The organism is Streptomyces flavochromogenes, assembly GCF_000717595.1.
GTDB lineage: Bacteria > Actinomycetota > Actinomycetes > Streptomycetales > Streptomycetaceae > Streptomyces > Streptomyces flavochromogenes.
The window spans coordinates 63,335-79,149 of record NZ_JNZO01000015.1 but is presented as its reverse complement, the minus strand read 5'-3'; the positions used below and the strand labels follow the sequence as shown (position 1 = coordinate 79,149).

The window sequence follows — 15,815 nt, the reverse complement described above, 5'->3', positions numbered from 1 at the left end:
CCTCAGTGCGGCGCCACCAGCTTGATGCCCACCCCGCGCACGGTGCGCAGATAGCGCGGTGCCGAGGCCCGCTCGCCGAGCTTGCGGCGCAGCGCCGACACGTGCACATCGATGGTCTGGTCCTCGATGTAGGCCTCCTGCCAGACCTCCGCCAGCAGCCGGTGCCGGGACACCACCGTGCCGGCGTGCCGGGCGAGAAAGGCCAGCAGGTCGAACTCCCGGCGCGTGAGGACCAGTTCACGCCCCGCCAGATAGGCCGAGCGCGCCGGCGGATCCACGGTCAGCTCACCGACCGTCACCAGACTCGAAGGATCGGCCGGTGGGGCCTGCCCGGCGACCGAGGCGGGGACCGCGGTGCGTCGCAGCACCGCCGAGAGCCGGGCCAGGAGCTGCGCCCCGGAGAACGGTTTGACGAGGTAGTCGTCGGCGCCCGCGTTCAGGAGCTTGACGATCTCGCTCTCGTCGTCGCGGGCGGTCGCGACCACCACGGGCACGTTCGATATCCCGCGGATCATGCGGAGCGCGTCGCCGCCGTCGAGATCGGGCAGGCCGAGGTCCAGCACCACCGCGTCCAGCGAGCCCTGCGCGACCTCGCGCAGCGCGCCGAACCCATCGCCCGTGCTGCGCACCGCATGGCCGTGCTCCGCGAGGATCTCCATCAGCGAGGCACGGATGCTGGGGTCGTCTTCGACCACGAGTACGCAGGGCATGGCGGACACCCTACAACCGGCCGTCCGCCATCCGGACAGCCCTCACCGGGCCCCGATTCCCGGCGGGGCTGCGTGTCGCCCCTGCCGCGGCCCCGTGTGTGGTCGCCCGGGCGACCAGGCCGAGATCGCCGCGGTCCCCTTCGCGGCCTTGGCGTAGGAACTCCCGTCATCCCAGCTCAGCAGGCACCGCTTGTCGATTCGCGTCCACAGACCGACTACCGCGCGGTGGAGCCGGGATCAGGCCCCCACCCGGCCGGTGTCGTACGCCCACATCGCGATCTCGACCCTGTTCCGGGCGCCGATCTTGGTCAGCAGGCTGGCGACGTGGGTCTTGGCGGTCGTCAAGCCGATGAACAGCTCGGCGGCGATCTCGGCGTTCGTGCGGCCACGGGCGACCAGCGTCAGCACCTCCTCCTCGCGTTCGGTGAGCGGCTCGATCGGCTGGGTCCGTCGGCTCGACGGTTCCCTGGCGGCGAGGGTGGCCAACAGCCGCCGGGTGACGTTCGGCGCGATCAGGGCATCGCCGACGGCGGCGGCATGGACGGCCTGGACGAGCAGCGCCGGCCCGGCGTCCTTGAGTAGAAAGCCTCGGGCGCCGGCCCGGAGCGCGCCGTGGACGTACTCGTCGAGGTCGAACGTCGTGATCACCACGACCGCGATCGGGTCCGGGACGCCCCGCCCTGCGAGGAGCTTGGTCACCTCGATGCCGTCGAGCCCGGGCATCTGGATGTCGACCAGGCACACGTCGGGGCGGAGCCGATGCGCCAGCTCGACGGCGGCGTGGCCGTCGGCGGCCTGGCCGACGACCTCGATGTCGGGCTGCGCGTCAAGGATCATCGACAGGCCGGTGCGCACCAGATCTTGGTCGTCGGCCACCAGCACCCGTACCGTCATCGGCGTACCTTCGTCGGCATTTGGGCGTCGACCGTCCACCCGCCCTCCGGCGCCGGTCCGGCACGCAGCGTGCCGCCGAGCAGCTGCACGCGCTCGGTCATCCCCAGCAGCCCGAAGCCGTGGTTCGCCGTCCGTGCCGGGTCGATCTGTCCGTCGTCGGTCACGCGCAGTCGCAGCCTTCCCGCGCTCTCTACGACCCGGATCTCCACACGCGAGGCGTTGCGGGCGTGCCTCAGGGCGTTGGTCAGCGCCTCTTGCGCCAGCCGGTAGACCGCCGCGTCGACCTGGGGCGGAAGTTCGCTCATGTCCTCTGGCAACTCTACGTCGACGACCGGGACCGGGGCGCGTCGGGCGAGGGACACCAGGTCGGCAACGCCGGGCTGGGGCGCGCACTCCGCCGGCGCTCCGTCGCGCAGCACCCGGACCATCGCCCGCATCTCCGCGAGCGTCCGCGACGCTTCCCCTTCGATGACCACCAGCGCCTCGAGCGCCGCTTCAGGCCGCTGCCCGGCCATCGCCCGGCCCGCCTGCGCCTGCACGGCGATCGCCGAGACGTGGTGCCCGACGATGTCGTGCAGCTCGCGAGCGAGGCCGACCCGTTCCTGGCTGCGGCTCTGCTCCAACGCCCGGCGCCAGCTCTCTGCGCGGTAGCGGAACGCCGCTCCGTCCGTCGCCGCCGCAGCCAGGACGGCGAACCCGCCGATGGCCTGGGCCGGTCCGGTGTAGTCGGCGACCGTGCCGATTCCGGCAGCGACTGCCACCACCGCCAGCCCGATCGTGATCTCGCGCCCTGAGCCCCAGCGGACCAGCGCGTAGACGAACACCAGGAGGTAGATCATCGTGTCGAGGCCCACGCTCGGGGCCCCGCCCAGCAGGCTCGCCAGTCCCAACGCCATCGCGGTGCCGAAGGCCACCACGACGCAGGCCAACGGGTGGGTGCGCCGCCACAGCAGCACCGGCGCAAGTCCGACCGCCACGATCGTCGCAAACGGCCGCCAGGCGACGTCGTCGCGGAGGCCTCCTTCGAGCAGCGCCGTCACCATCACCACCCCGACCAGCACCCAGTCGCGCGATACCCGTTCGGGAGCGTCCATGGCGCGGGGCTCGGCCCACAGTGAGCTCAGGGCGTAGGTGGTCACACACCCAGCTTAGGGACCGCCGAGGCATCGGGGACCGACCGAAAGAACGAGTCGCCGCTCCTCCGAACGGCCGACGCGGGTCCGGCCTCGACGCCGATGTGCCCGCCGCCGGGCTCGGCGATCGTGGGCCTACCAGTCCCCACTCGCCACGACAACGGAGCCCACGATGAGAACGCGTCAACCCACCACGACCGCACTGGAAGACCAGCGGATCCCGGTGAGAGCCAAGCTCGCCGCAGCGTGGACGAGCTTCATGTTCCTGTACGTCTACGTGGACATTCTCGCCTTCTTCAAGCCCGGCGTCATCGAGGACATCGAGGCCGGCATCGTCTGGGAGTTCACCATCAGCCAGACGTTGTTCACCACCTTCCTCGTCCTCATGGCGATCCCGGTCCTCATGGTCGTGCTGTCGATGACGCTGCCCGCCCGGGCGAACCGCATCACGAACCTCATCGTGGCCTCGGTACAGGTCCCCTTCGCGGCGTTCAACGCGCTGGGCGAGTCCTGGACGTACTTCTACGGCCTCGGCGTCGCGCTGGAAGTGATCGTTCTCGCCCTCATCCTGCGGTACGCCTGGACCTGGCCCCGCACCACACCGTCGGCGACGACGGCGACCAGCCCGGACCGTGACACCCTTCGCGCCCAGCAGCAAGCGTGAGCCCAGGAGCAGTCCCCGTCCGGTTCGGAGCCATGTGCCTCGGTGCCGCGGTGGGGGCCGCCTGGCGGTGGGACACCAACGACCACTGGGACGTCGCGTAGGGGCCTTCCCAAGGCCCCTACCGGCAGGTCAGGTTGACGGATGAGCGCGCAGGCCCACCGTATTCGTCGACACGAGAAGGCGAGCCGACGTACCAGGCCCGCAAAGTCCGCCCCCGGGCACCGTACGACGCCCGCCACGGCGGTCGCGGTTCGTGGGCCTGCCCGGTGCGCCGGCGCGCTCCCTCCCGCTCAGCACGATTCCGGAGGGCCGTACACACCGGCCAGTTCCACCGCCAGACGTGCGAGCCGCTCCCTTGCCTCCGGCGGGTCCAGCACCTCGATACGTGCCCCAAGCCCGGCCAGCTGTGTCGCGACGACCTCCGGCGTCGGCCCGTCGACCCGTATCTCCGTCCACCCGTCGGGGAGCACCGGACCGACGTGGAGGCGTCCGTCGAACAGCCGCTCCAGGATCGCCATGGCACCCGGCTCCGCCCGGGCCCGAACCGTCGTCGCGTACAGCCGCTGCTCCAACCGCGCGGCGAACGAACGCCAGACCGTGGGGAGGTCGAAGCCGTCCGGCCGTACGACGGGCTCACCGGTCGCCTCGACCGAGGCGACCCGGCTGAGCCGGAAGGTCCGCAGGCCCTGCTCCGTCCCGGCGACGAGGTAGTCGCGCCCCGCCTTGGCCACGAGCCCGAGCGGATGAACGGTGCGCACTCCGACGGGCTTGCCGGGCCCCGCGTACCCGAGCCGCACCTGGATCCCGTCCACCACGGCCCGCCGGAGCACATCGAGGTGCGGCCCCGTGGCCGTGACGTCGGCGCGCGACCAGTCCGTGCCGTCGGTCAGGCCGGCCCGCGAGGCGGCCTCGGCGCCCGAACGCAGCGGCGCGGGCAGCGCACGTACCAACTTGCGCAATGCCGTACGGAGTTCGGGCGTGGTCGACGAAGGGCCCGCGAGCAGGAACAGCGCCCTGATCTCCTCGGAGGTCAACCCGGTGAGGTCCGTACGAGCGCCGCCGACCAACGACCACCCGCCGCCGCGGCCACGCTGCGAGTAGACCGGGATGCCCGCCGTGGACAGGGCCTCCAGGTCGCGGCGTGCGGTCCGTGGCGACACCTCGAGCTCGGCGGCGACCTCGGCCACGGTCACACGAGGACGTGTTTGCAGGAACAGCAGGGTTGCCACCAGGCGATCGGCTCTCATGCCGATCATTCTCTTCCGGAAAGTGGCCAGGAGATGACCTGTTCAGCTTCCAGGATGAGGTCATGACGCACACCGAGAACACCCCGCAGACCACTGTCACCCCCGACACCACCGGCGACCCTCGCCAGGGCCTGCTGAAGGCCGTCGCGCTGGCCGGACGTACCGTCGCCGCCGTCCGGCCCGAGCAGTTGGACGGGCCCACGCCCTGCACCGAATTCACCGTCCGGCGGCTGGCCGGGCACCTCGTCGCCGTGCTGCGCCGGATCGCCCTGGCCGGGCGCGGCGGCGACGTGACGAGCCTCCCCACGGTCGCCGACGACCTCCCGGACACCGCATGGCAGGAGGCGTGGGACGCCGCGGTGCGTGACGTCGAGGCGGCGTGGGCGGATCCCGAGATCCTGGGAAGGACGCTGACCCTGCCGTTCGGCAGTGTTCCGGGTGCTGCCGCGGCGGCCGTCTGGACCTCGGAATTCACCGTGCACACCTGGGACATGGCCACCGCTACGGGTCAGCACCCGGACTGGGACCCCGAGCTCGTGGCGATCTCGTACGCCGCCATGAGGCGCGGGCTGCCCACCGGGCCGCGCGACGGTGCGCCGTTCGGAGCCGCGGTGGACGTCGCCGCGGACGCGCCGGCCATCGACCGCCTCGTCGCGTGGTGCGGGCGCAAGCCGTAGCCGGCATCGGAAACAGGGGTGCGGCCCCAGTGCCGGGGCCGTACCCCCCGCACGTTCGGGCAGGACGGTGACACGACGCTGGACCGCTCTGGTGCCCGCGCCCCACCGCCGGCGGATCGCGGAGGACACAGCGGCCCGATCACGGAGAGCGGCGCTTCCGCGGCGCGCTGTGGACCATGCCCTCCGAGGTGCGCTGTGGACCACGCGCCTCCGCGGTGAAGGCGGGTGGGGGCGTCGGCTCCGTACCCTGGTGGCATGCGTATGCGCCCCACTCTGAGCTGGACCCCCACCGAGGACCTGCTGCCGGGCACCACCAGTCTGGCGCCGGTCGCCGACGCACTGAGCGCCGGAGGTGTCCTGGTGCTCAGCGGGGCGGGCATCTCCACGGAGTCAGGCATTCCCGACTACCGGGGCGAGGGCGGAAGCCTGAGCCGGCACACCCCGATGACCTACCAGGAATTCACCGCCGACGCCCTGGCGCGTCGCCGGTACTGGGCGCGCAGCCACCTCGGCTGGCGTACCTTCGGCCGCGCACGTCCCAACGCCGGGCACGGGGCGGTGGCCGCCTTCGGGCGGCACGGCCTGCTCGCGGGAGTGATCACCCAGAACGTCGACGGCCTGCACCAGTCGGCCGGCAGCGAGGGCGTCGTGGAACTGCACGGAAGCCTGGAGCGGGTGGTCTGTCTCTCCTGCGGTGCCTTCAGTCCGCGCCGCGAGCTCGCCCGCCGGCTGGAGGAGGCGAACGCGGGCTTCGAGCCGGTGGCGGCCGGAATCAACCCGGACGGTGACGCCGACCTCACCGACGAACAGGTCGGCGACTTCCAGGTGGTGCCCTGCGATGTCTGCGGGGGCACCCTCAAACCCGACGTGGTGTTCTTCGGCGAAGCGGTTCCGCCGCAGCGGGTCGAGCGCTGCCGTGAGCTGGTACGTCAGGCGGCCTCGCTGCTGGTTCTGGGGTCGTCCCTCACCGTGATGAGCGGGCTCCGGTTCGTCCGCCAGGCGGCCCAGGCCGGAAAGCCGGTGCTGATCGTCAACCGGGACCCGACCCGGGGCGACCGGCACGCGGTCACGCGGGTGGCCCTGCCTCTGGGGGCGGCACTCACCACCGTGGCCGGCCGGCTGGACATCCCCGACGACCTCGTCGACGGTCAGGTGGCGGGGTGAGATCGCGAGGGGCGAGGGCCATGAGGTGCTCACCTGCCAGTCCTCGCCGGGCGGCGGCAGGGCAGGGACGGCCCGCGATGAACACGGGACCGGGCCGGGTGTCAGCCTGAGCGGTGAGCGGTGAGGATGCTGCACGCCTGCCGTGCTCGGGTGGGGCAGAGACAGGGACGAGCGCGCGCCCCGACCGGCTCCGATGGATCAGGCCGCGGGTGCCGGACGCCGTCGGATATGGTCCTGAGCGCCCCATGGCCCCCGACTGAGGAGTACCGGTATGCCCGACAGGGAGTCGCCGCTCGGCGGTGCAACGACCGTGACCGCCGACAGCGGCCCGACAGACGAACGGATCCACCGCATACGCCGGCGCCTGGAAAGACTCATCGGCGTCGCGGCGACCGAGGGCAACGCCGTGCGCCCGCTGCGCAACGGGGACGAGATCTTCGCTGCGATGCTGGACGCGGTCGCCGGCGCCCGTCACACCGTCGACATGATGACCTTCGTCTACTGGCGGGGCGACATCGCGCGGCGTTTCGCCGAGGCCCTGTCCGACCGGGCGCGTGCGGGTGTACGGGTGAGGCTGCTGCTCGACGGTTTCGGCAGCCGCCTGATAGAGCGGGACCTGCTGGACCGGATGAGCGAAGCCGGAGTCGAGGTCGCCTGGTTCCGCAAGCCTCTCTACCTCTCGCCGCTCAAGCAGAACCACCGCTGCCACCGCAAGGTCCTCGTGGTCGACGAGCAGACCGCCTTCACCGGAGGCGTCGGGATCGCCGAGGAATGGTGTGGAGACGCGCGCAACTCCCACGAGTGGCGGGACACGCACGTCGAGGTCCAGGGCCCCGCCGTGGACGGTATCGCCGCCGCCTTCGCCCAGAACTGGGCCGAATGCCATACGGAACTGTTCGACGAGCGGGACCGGTTCGTCAGCCACCGCCCGAGCGGGAACGCCATCGTGCAGGTGGTCCGCGGCTCGGCCAGCTTCGGCTGGCAGGACATGCAGACCCTGATGCGCGTGATCCTCGAATCCGCCGAGGAACGCATCCGGCTGGCGACGGCCTACTTCGCCCCCGACGACTACTTCATCGAACTGCTCTGCGCCACGGCCCGCCGAGGCGTGGACGTCGAGATCCTGCTGCCCGGCCCTCACACCGACAAGCGGGTGTGCCAGCTGGCGGGACAGCACCGCTACGAGGCGCTGACCGCCTGCGGCGTGCGCATCCACCAGTACCAGCCGACCATGATGCACGCGAAGATCATCACCATGGACGGCGTGGTGTCCCTCATCGGCTCCACGAACTTCAACCGCCGCTCCCTCGACCACGACGAGGAGGTCATGCTCGCCGTCATGGACACCGAGTTCACGGCCTCCCTCGACGCGCACTACGACGAGGACCTCAAGGTCAGCGAACTGATCCGGCCGGACCGCTGGAAGCGGCGCTCGCTGCTGCAGCGCGCACGGGAGACCGCGGTGCTCCCCATCCGCCGCTACCTGTAGGAGGAGGCGGTCCCGGCGTTCGCCGGCGCCTCACCGGTCCGTTCACCGGCCTGGGCGAGCACCGCGTTGAACTGCGCGCCGGTGAGCAGGGCCAGATTGCTGAACCACAGCCACACGAGGAACACGACGGCCCCCGCCAGGGAACCGTAGAGGCGGCTGTAGGTCCCGAACTGTGTGTAGACGGTGAACAGCGCCGAAGCGCTGAGCCACAGGAAGGCCGCCAGCGCACCGCCCGGGAACCCCCGGCGCGCGCCCCGGGCCTGGACGGGCCCGGTCCGGTAGAGGATGAGGATCAGCGCCGTGACGATCACCAGCAACACGGGCCAACGCAGCACGGCGATGGCGGCCGTGCTCGAGTGGCCGACGGCCGCGGCGAGCTGACGGGCCACGGGACCGGTCGCGACGAGGCCGGCGGCGCCCGCGACGAGCAGGCCCAGCAGCGCGCAGGCGGTGAGCACGAGGACGTGCGCCGCGCGCAGCGGCGGCCGCGTGTCGGGCAGCCTGTGCATCGCGTGCAGGGCGCGACGGAAGACCGCCAGGTAGCTGGAGGCCGACCACAGCGCGCTCAGGACACCGCTGACGAGCAGTGCCCACAGGGAGGAGGGCGCCGAGGTGACGCCCTCCAGGGCCTCCCGAAGCACCTGGGCCGACTGCGGAGGGACGTAGGACGTGAGGTCGCGGATCAGATGCTCGCGGGTGTCGGTCCCGGCCAGTCCCACCAGGGAGACCGAGACGAGCAGGGCGGGCACGAGCGCCAGCACCGCGTAGTAGGTGAGTGCTGCGGCGGAGTCCGCGACGTTGTCGTCCCAGAGGCGTACGGCGGTGGTCCGTAGGTTCGAGCGTCCCCGCCTCAGCGGTTGGACGAGCCGGTCTCCCGGAGTCTTCTGGTGCGTGCGGCGCAGGGTCGATGTCACGGTGCCTTCCTGCCCGGTGTCACCGCTCTCATCCACCGGAGGCCAGCGTCGTCCATGATGGCGCGAGGCCCTGGTCACGTTCGAATCGTCCCGCCGCGCGCATGACCCACGTCCGGCAGGTAACACGGCCTCAATGACGAACACACATGAGGCGGGTGCCGGGCGGGTTCGCCTGCTCCTTCTGCTGCCCGTGCAGACGGCCGTGGTCGCCGGGGTGGGGCTGCTGCTCACCGGGCCCCTCGCGCACCACTGGCCGTTGTCGGCGGAGGACGGCGTCAACGATGCCCTCGCCGACCGTCGCACCCCCTTCGTCACCGCGCTCACCGACGTGGCGTCCCTGCTGGCGGGCACGGAGAGCGTGATCGCCCTCACCCTCGTGTGCACGCTGGTCCTGCTCCTGGTGCCCCGGGTGCCCCCATGGCGTGAGGCGGCATTCCTCGCCGTGGCGGTGGCCGCGCAGTCCGCCGTCTTCCTGCTGGTCACCCTCGTCGTGGACCGCGAACGCCCCGACGTACCCCACGTGGACCCGGCGCCGCCGACATCCGGCTTCCCCTCCGGCCACGTCGGCGCCTCCGTCGCCCTCTTCGGAGGGCTCGCCGTCCTCGCGTCCCGGCGGCTGCACGGCTTCCGGCGACACCTCACGGTGGGGCTGCTCCTCGTGATCCCGCTGTTCGTCGCGTACTCACGGGTGTACCGCGGCATGCACCACACGTCCGACGTGGTGGCAGGGCTGCTGAACGGCGCCTGCACACTGGCCCTCGTGGCGGCCGCCCTGCTGCCGCGCTCCCGCAAGGAGGCGGCACCGCCCGCTCCGGAACCGTCCGCCCACGGCGCCCGACGGGCCGTGGTGGTGCGCCACCCGCGCGCGTGCGACGAGGCGACCGCAACCCGGGTACGGACGCTGCTGCGCGACCACGGTTTCGCGGAGCAGCGGTGGACGGAGACCACGGTCGGGGATCCGTCCGGTGCCCTGGCCGAACACCTCGGAGAGCGGGACACCGACACGGATGAAGGACCGGACACCGATGCGGGACGGGACACCGATCTGGTCGTCGTCTGCGGCGGCGACGGCACCGTACGCGCCTGCGCGGACGTGGTGGCCGGGACCGGGGTCCCTCTGGCGATCGTCCCCTGCGGCACCGGGAACCTCCTCGCCCGGAACCTGCGGCTGCCGACCGAGCCCGTGCCCGCTCTGCGGGAGGCTCTCCGCGGGCAGGTCGTCGGACTCGACGTGGGACGCATACGGGGCGACGGGATCGCACCGACCCGGTTCGCGGTCATGGCGGGTGCGGGGTTCGACGCCGCCATGGTCCGCGACACCTCCGCACGGCTCAAGGAGAGCCTGGGCTGGGCCGCGTACGTGGTCTCGGCCCTACGGCATCTGGCCGACGCCCGGATGCGGCTGTCGATCCGGCTGGACGGGGGCGCCCCGTTGGAGCGCCGGGCCCGCATGGTCGTCATCGGCAACGTCGGAACCCTCCAGGGCGGGCTGCCGCTCCTTCCGGAGGCCCGACCCGACAGCGGCAGCCTGGAGGTCGTCCTGCTCGATCCGCGCGGGGTCACCGGCTGGCTCGCCGCAGCCGGGTACCTCGCCTCGCGCGCACCGGGCGGACGGCGGCACCGTGCGTCCGGCACGCGGGAGCGGTCCCGCGCGCACGGCGCCCTGGAGTACTTCGGCGCGGCCCGGATCGACCTCCGCTTCGCCCGGCCGCAGCCGCGCGAGATCGACGGTGACGCCTTCCCCGAGGGCACCTGGCTGACCGCGGACGTCGAGCCGGCGGCGCTGCGGGTGTGCCTGCCGGCCTCCGCGCCGGCGGACGGCCCGAGGGGAACCGGCACCCGGGCCCGGGCAGACGCCCTGACGGACACGGACACGGACACCGACACGGACACCACCCCGGCCCGGACAGGCGCGCCGACGGGAGCAAGCACCCACGTGGCGTCGGACATCCCGGCACAGGCAGGCACCCCGGCGGGGTCGGAGGCCCCGGCCGGGGCCGGACGGGAAGGAGGAGGCCGTGGGCACCGCGACGCGCGTACCGCAGCGCAGTGAGGTCAGGGCCGTCGAGGCCGAACTGCGTCAGCAGGGAGACGCCCTGTCGGGTGAGGAGGCCTGGGCAGCGCTCCGCCACTACGGAGGCTGGGCCCTCGTACGGGACTCCTTCGTGCGCTTCCGGTACGCCGACGGGTTCAGCCACTCCCGGGCCCTCGCCCTGCAGACCGTCCTGGCGATCCTGCCGATGGCCATCGCCGTCATCGGACTGTCCGGAGTGCTGCACACCGAGGACGTCGGGCGCATCGCCGAGCTGACGATCCGCCGGATCAGCGGTCCGAGCCAGGGAGTGGTGGACGACGCGCTGCAGGAGAGCCGACGGCACGCCGGAGAGGGCGGCGCGGTGGCCCTGTGGCTCGGCCTGCTCTTCTCCGTCGCGAACGTCACCACGGGCATGTGCCAGGTGGAGCGGGGCGCGAACCGCATATACGGCGTGGAGCGCGACCGGCCGTTCCTTCACAAGTACGCCCGCGGGCTGGTGATGGCAGTGCTGGCCGGGGTGCCCCTCGGACTGAGCTTCTGCGTCACCGTCCTCGGATCCGACCTGAGCCAGGCCCTGATCGAGGTCTACCACCTGGACCCGTCCACATCCCGCGCCTGGGACGTGCTGCGCTGGCCCGTGGGGATCCTGCTGGCGGTGATCGCCACCAGTGCCGTCTTCCGCCGGTCGCCCAGGCGCGCCCAACCGGGCTACACCTGGCTCGCCTTCGGCGCCACCGTCCATCTGCTCCTGTGGCTGGGCGCGACCTGGGCGCTGAGCCTGTACGTCGGTTCCGAAGGTTCGTTCACCGCCGTGTACGGACCGTTGAGCGCGTTCGTGGCGCTGCTGTTGTGGTCGTACCTCACCTCGCTCGCGCTGTTCCTCGGGCTTTCCTTCGCCGCCCAGCTGGAGGCCGTACGAGCGGGGGTGGCGACGCCGATCACCGAGGACCCAGGGGTCTGACCGACCTCCCGGCCACCCCCCGACGGAAAGGAACCGTACGACGATGACCGAACGTTCCACCCGGACCTGGCGGCACCGTCTCGGACGGCTCGTGACCGGCCACGGCGGGCCCGACACGAGGTTCGGCGCGCGGCTGCTGGTGGGTGCGGCCCTCACTGCCCTCGCCGCCGTCCCGTTCTCCCTCGCCCTGGTGCTGGTGGAGTCGCGTTGGGCTCCGCTGTACCGCCTCGACCAGGACGTGGCCGATCGGCTGCACCGTTCCGCACTCGGCAGTCCGGCCTTGGTACGGGTGCTCGACTTCTTCACGCACGTCGCGTGGGGGCCGGTGACGATGCGGCTCCTGGTGGCAGGTGTGGTGGTGTGGCTCCTGCGGCGGCGGGCGTTCCGGCTCGCCGCCTGGGCGGCCGTCACCGCGACCGCCGGCGGGTTGATGGGGCTGCTGGTCAAGAACGTGGTCGAGCGGGCCCGTCCACACCTGCCGGATCCCGTCGCCCACGCGCCCGGCTTCTCCTTCCCGTCCGGGCACGCCATGACGGCCACCACCTCGTGTGCCGTTCTGTTGCTGGTCCTGCTTCCCCTGGTCCCGCGCCCCTGGCGGCCGCTGCCGTGGCTCCTGGCGACGGTGGCGGTGCTCGGGGTGAGCTACACGCGCGTCGCGCTCGGGGTGCACTGGGTGAGCGACGTGGTCGGGGGCTGGCTGCTGGGACTGGCGGTGGTGACCGCGACCACGCTCGCCTTCGAAGGATGGCGCGTCGACATCGGCCGCTCCCGCACCACCCCCGCCGAGGGCCTGGAGCCCGAGATCGCGACGGACTCCCCGGAGCCGGCGAGCCGGACCGGCTCCCGGTGAGGCGGGATCGGCCCGGTCGACGGCCGGTTGTGTCTGAAGCGGCCGATGAGGAGAACGACGGCGGCCTCGACGGTCCGTCGGCTGATCCGTACGACCGTTCCTGCTTCTGGCCTCGGCAGCCACTCCACGCGAGGGCGCTCATGGCGCCGACGGCTGTCAGTCCAGGATCGTGGCGATGCCGCGGCGTCGAAGGTCGGCCAGCCCGTCCCGCATGGCCTTGATCTGCTCGGGGGAATGACCGACCCAGCCTTCGAGTTCCGAGAGGACGCGCACGGGATCGGTCGTGCGGTAGGAGCGGGTCGGGTTGCCGGGGAACTTCTTGTCGGTGACGTTGGGATCGTCTTCCACAACGCCGGTCGGCTCCACTACGTAGATCCGCCCGGCGCCGTCGCCGGCCGCGAGTTCGGCGCCCCAGACGGCGGCATCCAGGGTCTCGGAGAAGTAGACGTTCCGCGACACGCGTCCTTCCTCGAAGTTGGACGCATGGCCGGGAATCAGCAGATCCCCCGCGGCGAGGTCCGCCTTCGTGCCGTGCAGGTACGTCCCTTCCTCATACACCTGGAAGGGGACGGGGACGCTGCTCATCGGCTACTCCTTCGGCCTGGGGTGCTGGGTCCACAGACAACCACAACAGCCGCCTCCCACGCGGCCGGGTTCACCGGTTCGCCGCCCCGGTGCCGGCGCTGGTGTTGGGCCGTCAGGCTGGCTGGACTCGATCGAAGAGGGCGGGGGCTGCGGCGGGATCCGGGCGGACGAGGCGTTCCGGACCGGCCGTGGTGATCTTCGCCCACTTGCCGGCTCGTGCCCACATCTGTTCCTCGAAGGCGCGGACGGCCTGGTCGAGGTCCCCAGAGCCGGCGGCGATGGACTCGGCAAGTCCGGCTCCCTCCAGCATCGCGCGGTTCGTGCCCGCCCCCACTGGGGCCCTCGGACGGGCCGCGTCGCCCAGGAGCGTCGGGAGAGGTCGGGGTGGCGGGTGTCGACGTCGTCGAGGGCGGATTCGACGGAGGTGTCGGCGTAGTGCGGTGCAACCTGCGAGACTTCCTGGCGTGTCCGTGACCGGACGCCGTCCGCGCCGACCACGAGGTCGAACGCCGCCTGTCGCCCGTCGGCGAAACGGACGGCTACTGCTGCCTCCTGCCGCCCCCGGCACCACCTCCGTCACGCTCCTCCCACCGATGTCGAGGGGGCCTGTCGCTCGGGGCGCAGCAGCGCCTGGAACTCCGTCAGCAGCCCCGCATTGCTCAGCGCGAGCCGGCCCGGTCCTTCGGGCAGGTCGAGCGTGCCGCCGGGGGACCGATGTCGGGTGGCGGGGTTGCGGTCGAGGATGGTGACGGGGCAGCCGTGGCGGTGCAGTACACGTGGCTGTCCGACCTGCTGGGCGGCCGCCCGGCCCTCGAGACCGGCCTGGACCGGGTTCTCGATGCCGTGGCCGCGGGACTCGCCCGGCCGGCATGACGCTCAGCCGTGTGGTCTCCGTCGTGGATCTCTACGGTCCCGGCACCAGATCGAGGTCCAGGAGCATGTCGATCGACCGAGTGCCGTCCGCCCCGGTGAAGGAGCCGACTCGGCGGAAGCCGTTCTTCTCGTAGTAGCGGATGGCGCGCGGGTTGTCGGCGAGCACGCCGCCCCACAGAACGATCCGGTTCCTGCCCAGACGCCGTGCGACGTCCGCGACGAGCGGGAAGACGTGTGTTCCTACCCCCTTCCCCTGGAAGTCGTCGGCCAGCGTGGGGCCGAAGCGGCAGTCGGTCGCCGCGAGGCGGATGCCGGCCTCCTGATAGCGCGTGATGTCGTCGGGGTGGAGATCGAGACTGAACTCGAGGAGGCCGACGATCCTGTCGGACGATGCCTCTTCGAGTACCAGCCGGAGCTTGTCGTAGCGCGCGATCGCGGCACACAGCTCGCGGGCGGCCGCGAGATCGTGCCCGTCGTGGGTGCTGAACCGCCTGGACTCGGGGGACAGCCCTTCGAGGAAGCCCGACAGACGCTCCGCGTCGGCCACGGTGAGAGGGCGGAACACGACCTCCGCCCCGCCTTTCAGCACCAGCCGCCGCGTCAACACCAGCGGATCATCGGCAATCGCCGTCAGTGTGAGCACCCCAGCCACCCCGCCTACTCGGACTTCGATGCCGTCGACGGACGAACAAGGATCGGATGCATGTACGGAGAGCGGCCGGGCATGCGGTGTTGCGGAGGTTGATAACGATGGTTCCCCTGCTTCTTGTTCTTCTGCTCGCTCTGATCCTGTTCGGTGCCGGATTCGCGGTCAAGGTCCTCTGGTGGGTCGCGATCGCGGTGCTGGTGCTGTGGCTTGTCGGGTTCGTCGCCCGCCCGAAGGGCAGCAGCGGCCGCTGGTACCGCTGGTAGCCCAACAGACCTCGTACCGTGTGCCGGTGGCCCGACCCCGCCAGAGGGGCCGGGCCGCCGGCGCACCTGTCCGGGAGGCGGCGTCCCCTTGAAGTGATCCTGAGTCACGGGCGTTGTCGGTGCTCGGTGTTAGCGTCGTGAGCATGGCTAATCGTTCGTATCTCTACTCCACAGACTCGATGCCGAATGAGGCAGAGGTCCCCCAGCGGATCCGCTGCATTTCGGAGCACAACTGGGACATCCCGCTCGCGCACAAACTCATGGTGGGACGCGGAACGACGATCGTCCCGTCCATGATCTGGAACCCTCCGATCGGCATCGCCGCGGACTACGCCGAGGGGGCGGCCCTGCTCCGCGACCTTCTGCAGGCGGTCGGCAGAGGCTTGGAGAGTGACGCCGAGTTCGCCGAATGCGTTGCCCGGACCACGGCCCACCTCGACAAGCAGCAGGCACAGTACTTCGTCCTGGAGACCGGGGAGATCGTCTCGATGACGGACGACGATCCGACAGCGAGTGTGCGGCGTCTGGCGTCCGATGACATCCCAGACGCCGTCGCCAAGGCCGAGGCCGCGATCGCCGGTCAGAACGAGGACTGGCTGGCCTCGGTCCGAGCCGACTGGCAAGCGCACTTCGGGTCTTTCTACAGCGAGGCTCTCTACTTCTCCTTCCCCGCCTGACGGGCGGTGCGGCCCGGTGTCAGGCGATCC

Annotated in this window: 16 protein-coding genes and 1 pseudogene; 9 read left to right on the top strand and 8 right to left on the bottom strand. The window is 71.6% G+C overall.

All coding sequences use genetic code 11. The features are described from left to right. Window positions 1-2 precede the first annotated feature (2 nt). From IF00_RS0120145 to IF00_RS0120135, 3 genes are all read right to left on the bottom strand, one after another. A complete protein-coding gene (locus tag IF00_RS0120145; protein ID WP_030319927.1) occupies window positions 3-710 on the bottom strand; it encodes a response regulator transcription factor in 708 nt (235 codons plus the stop codon). Between the two features lie 237 nt (window positions 711-947). After that, on the bottom strand, window positions 948-1,604 hold the full coding sequence (locus IF00_RS0120140; RefSeq protein ID WP_030319925.1) for a response regulator: 657 nt from the start codon (window positions 1,602-1,604) through the stop codon (window positions 948-950). After that, window positions 1,601-2,743: a sensor histidine kinase gene (locus IF00_RS0120135; RefSeq protein WP_030319923.1), complete on the bottom strand. Its 1,143-nt coding sequence runs from the start codon at window positions 2,741-2,743 to the stop codon at window positions 1,601-1,603. Before IF00_RS0120135 ends, IF00_RS0120140 begins: the two co-directional genes overlap by 4 nt. Before the next feature lie 166 nt (window positions 2,744-2,909). Between IF00_RS0120135 and IF00_RS0120130 the strand changes: the two genes are divergently transcribed. After that, window positions 2,910-3,401: a DUF6326 family protein gene (locus IF00_RS0120130; protein ID WP_030319922.1), complete on the top strand. Its 492-nt coding sequence runs from the start codon at window positions 2,910-2,912 to the stop codon at window positions 3,399-3,401. A 290-nt stretch (window positions 3,402-3,691) separates the two neighbouring features. On the opposite strand, the gene IF00_RS0120125 is transcribed toward IF00_RS0120130, so the two are convergent. Then, window positions 3,692-4,648: a helix-turn-helix transcriptional regulator gene (locus IF00_RS0120125; protein ID WP_037638703.1), complete on the bottom strand. Its 957-nt coding sequence runs from the start codon at window positions 4,646-4,648 to the stop codon at window positions 3,692-3,694. A gap of 62 nt (window positions 4,649-4,710) precedes the next feature. On the opposite strand from IF00_RS0120125, the gene IF00_RS0120120 reads away from it, so the two are divergent. The 3 genes from IF00_RS0120120 (at window position 4,711) to IF00_RS0120110 (ending at window position 7,978) form a co-directional block, all read left to right on the top strand. Further along, the gene (locus tag IF00_RS0120120; protein ID WP_030319918.1) at window positions 4,711-5,325 is read left to right on the top strand and encodes a TIGR03086 family metal-binding protein; all 615 of its coding nucleotides are present in this window, start codon (window positions 4,711-4,713) and stop codon (window positions 5,323-5,325) included. 255 nt (window positions 5,326-5,580) lie between these two features. Further along, a complete protein-coding gene (locus IF00_RS0120115) occupies window positions 5,581-6,489 on the top strand; it encodes an NAD-dependent protein deacetylase (RefSeq protein WP_030319917.1) in 909 nt (302 codons plus the stop codon). 271 nt (window positions 6,490-6,760) lie between these two features. Further along, a complete protein-coding gene (locus tag IF00_RS0120110; RefSeq protein ID WP_051820508.1) occupies window positions 6,761-7,978 on the top strand; it encodes a phospholipase D-like domain-containing protein in 1,218 nt (405 codons plus the stop codon). On the opposite strand, the gene IF00_RS0120105 is transcribed toward IF00_RS0120110, so the two are convergent. Then, window positions 7,969-8,892: a YihY/virulence factor BrkB family protein gene (locus IF00_RS0120105; protein WP_051820520.1), complete on the bottom strand. Its 924-nt coding sequence runs from the start codon at window positions 8,890-8,892 to the stop codon at window positions 7,969-7,971. The two genes, IF00_RS0120110 and IF00_RS0120105, sit on opposite strands and share 10 nt — an antisense overlap. Window positions 8,893-9,025: 133 nt before the next feature. Between IF00_RS0120105 and IF00_RS0120100 the strand changes: the two genes are divergently transcribed. Genes IF00_RS0120100 through IF00_RS0120090 form a run of 3 tightly spaced genes read left to right on the top strand, consistent with a single transcriptional unit; the run spans window position 9,026 to window position 12,738 of the window. After that, window positions 9,026-10,945 (top strand): bifunctional phosphatase PAP2/diacylglycerol kinase family protein, encoded by a 1,920-nt coding sequence (locus IF00_RS0120100; protein WP_051820507.1) that lies wholly within the window; start codon window positions 9,026-9,028, stop codon window positions 10,943-10,945. After that, complete coding sequence (locus tag IF00_RS0120095) at window positions 10,911-11,888, top strand: YihY/virulence factor BrkB family protein (RefSeq protein ID WP_030319910.1); 978 nt, start codon at window positions 10,911-10,913, stop codon at window positions 11,886-11,888. The genes IF00_RS0120100 and IF00_RS0120095 overlap by 35 nt, the downstream gene beginning before the upstream one ends. A gap of 43 nt (window positions 11,889-11,931) precedes the next feature. Further along, a complete protein-coding gene (locus IF00_RS0120090) occupies window positions 11,932-12,738 on the top strand; it encodes a phosphatase PAP2 family protein (RefSeq protein ID WP_051820506.1) in 807 nt (268 codons plus the stop codon). 156 nt (window positions 12,739-12,894) lie between these two features. Here the strand turns inward: IF00_RS0120090 and arr are convergent, their stop codons facing one another. From arr to IF00_RS0120070, 3 genes and pseudogenes are all read right to left on the bottom strand, one after another. Beyond that, a complete protein-coding gene (gene arr / locus IF00_RS0120085) occupies window positions 12,895-13,323 on the bottom strand; it encodes an NAD(+)--rifampin ADP-ribosyltransferase (RefSeq protein ID WP_030319906.1) in 429 nt (142 codons plus the stop codon). 112 nt (window positions 13,324-13,435) lie between these two features. Next, window positions 13,436-14,194: pseudogene (locus tag IF00_RS43230) on the bottom strand (FAD-dependent oxidoreductase). A 33-nt stretch (window positions 14,195-14,227) separates the two neighbouring features. Further along, window positions 14,228-14,848 carry a GNAT family N-acetyltransferase gene (locus IF00_RS0120070; protein ID WP_245234589.1) on the bottom strand — a complete coding sequence of 207 codons (621 nt, stop codon included), beginning with the start codon at window positions 14,846-14,848 and terminating at the stop codon, window positions 14,228-14,230. 98 nt (window positions 14,849-14,946) lie between these two features. On the opposite strand from IF00_RS0120070, the gene IF00_RS0120065 reads away from it, so the two are divergent. Next, window positions 14,947-15,108, top strand: a complete 162-nt coding sequence (locus IF00_RS0120065) for a hypothetical protein (RefSeq protein ID WP_030319903.1) — start codon at window positions 14,947-14,949, stop codon at window positions 15,106-15,108. A 143-nt stretch (window positions 15,109-15,251) separates the two neighbouring features. Then, window positions 15,252-15,785, top strand: coding sequence for a DUF7822 domain-containing protein (locus IF00_RS0120060; protein WP_030319901.1), 534 nt, complete (start codon window positions 15,252-15,254; stop codon window positions 15,783-15,785). Window positions 15,786-15,815 lie beyond the last annotated feature (30 nt).

Bases quoted from the DNA above. Each gene is read 5' to 3' on its own strand.
- IF00_RS0120120 (WP_030319918.1), top strand. From the start codon at position 4,711: ATGACGCACACCGAGAACACCCCGCAGACCACTGTCACCCCCGACACC.
- IF00_RS0120140 (WP_030319925.1), bottom strand. From the start codon at position 1,604: ATGACGGTACGGGTGCTGGTGGCCGACGACCAAGATCTGGTGCGCACC.
- IF00_RS0120090 (WP_051820506.1), top strand. From the start codon at position 11,932: ATGACCGAACGTTCCACCCGGACCTGGCGGCACCGTCTCGGACGGCTC.
- IF00_RS0120115 (WP_030319917.1), top strand. From the start codon at position 5,581: ATGCGTATGCGCCCCACTCTGAGCTGGACCCCCACCGAGGACCTGCTG.
- IF00_RS0120065 (WP_030319903.1), top strand. From the start codon at position 14,947: ATGGTTCCCCTGCTTCTTGTTCTTCTGCTCGCTCTGATCCTGTTCGGT.
- IF00_RS0120125 (WP_037638703.1), bottom strand. From the start codon at position 4,648: ATGAGAGCCGATCGCCTGGTGGCAACCCTGCTGTTCCTGCAAACACGT.
- IF00_RS0120130 (WP_030319922.1), top strand. From the start codon at position 2,910: ATGAGAACGCGTCAACCCACCACGACCGCACTGGAAGACCAGCGGATC.
- IF00_RS0120110 (WP_051820508.1), top strand. From the start codon at position 6,761: ATGCCCGACAGGGAGTCGCCGCTCGGCGGTGCAACGACCGTGACCGCC.
- IF00_RS0120145 (WP_030319927.1), bottom strand. From the start codon at position 710: ATGCCCTGCGTACTCGTGGTCGAAGACGACCCCAGCATCCGTGCCTCG.
- IF00_RS0120060 (WP_030319901.1), top strand. From the start codon at position 15,252: ATGGCTAATCGTTCGTATCTCTACTCCACAGACTCGATGCCGAATGAG.
- IF00_RS0120100 (WP_051820507.1), top strand. From the start codon at position 9,026: ATGACGAACACACATGAGGCGGGTGCCGGGCGGGTTCGCCTGCTCCTT.
- arr (WP_030319906.1), bottom strand. From the start codon at position 13,323: ATGAGCAGCGTCCCCGTCCCCTTCCAGGTGTATGAGGAAGGGACGTAC.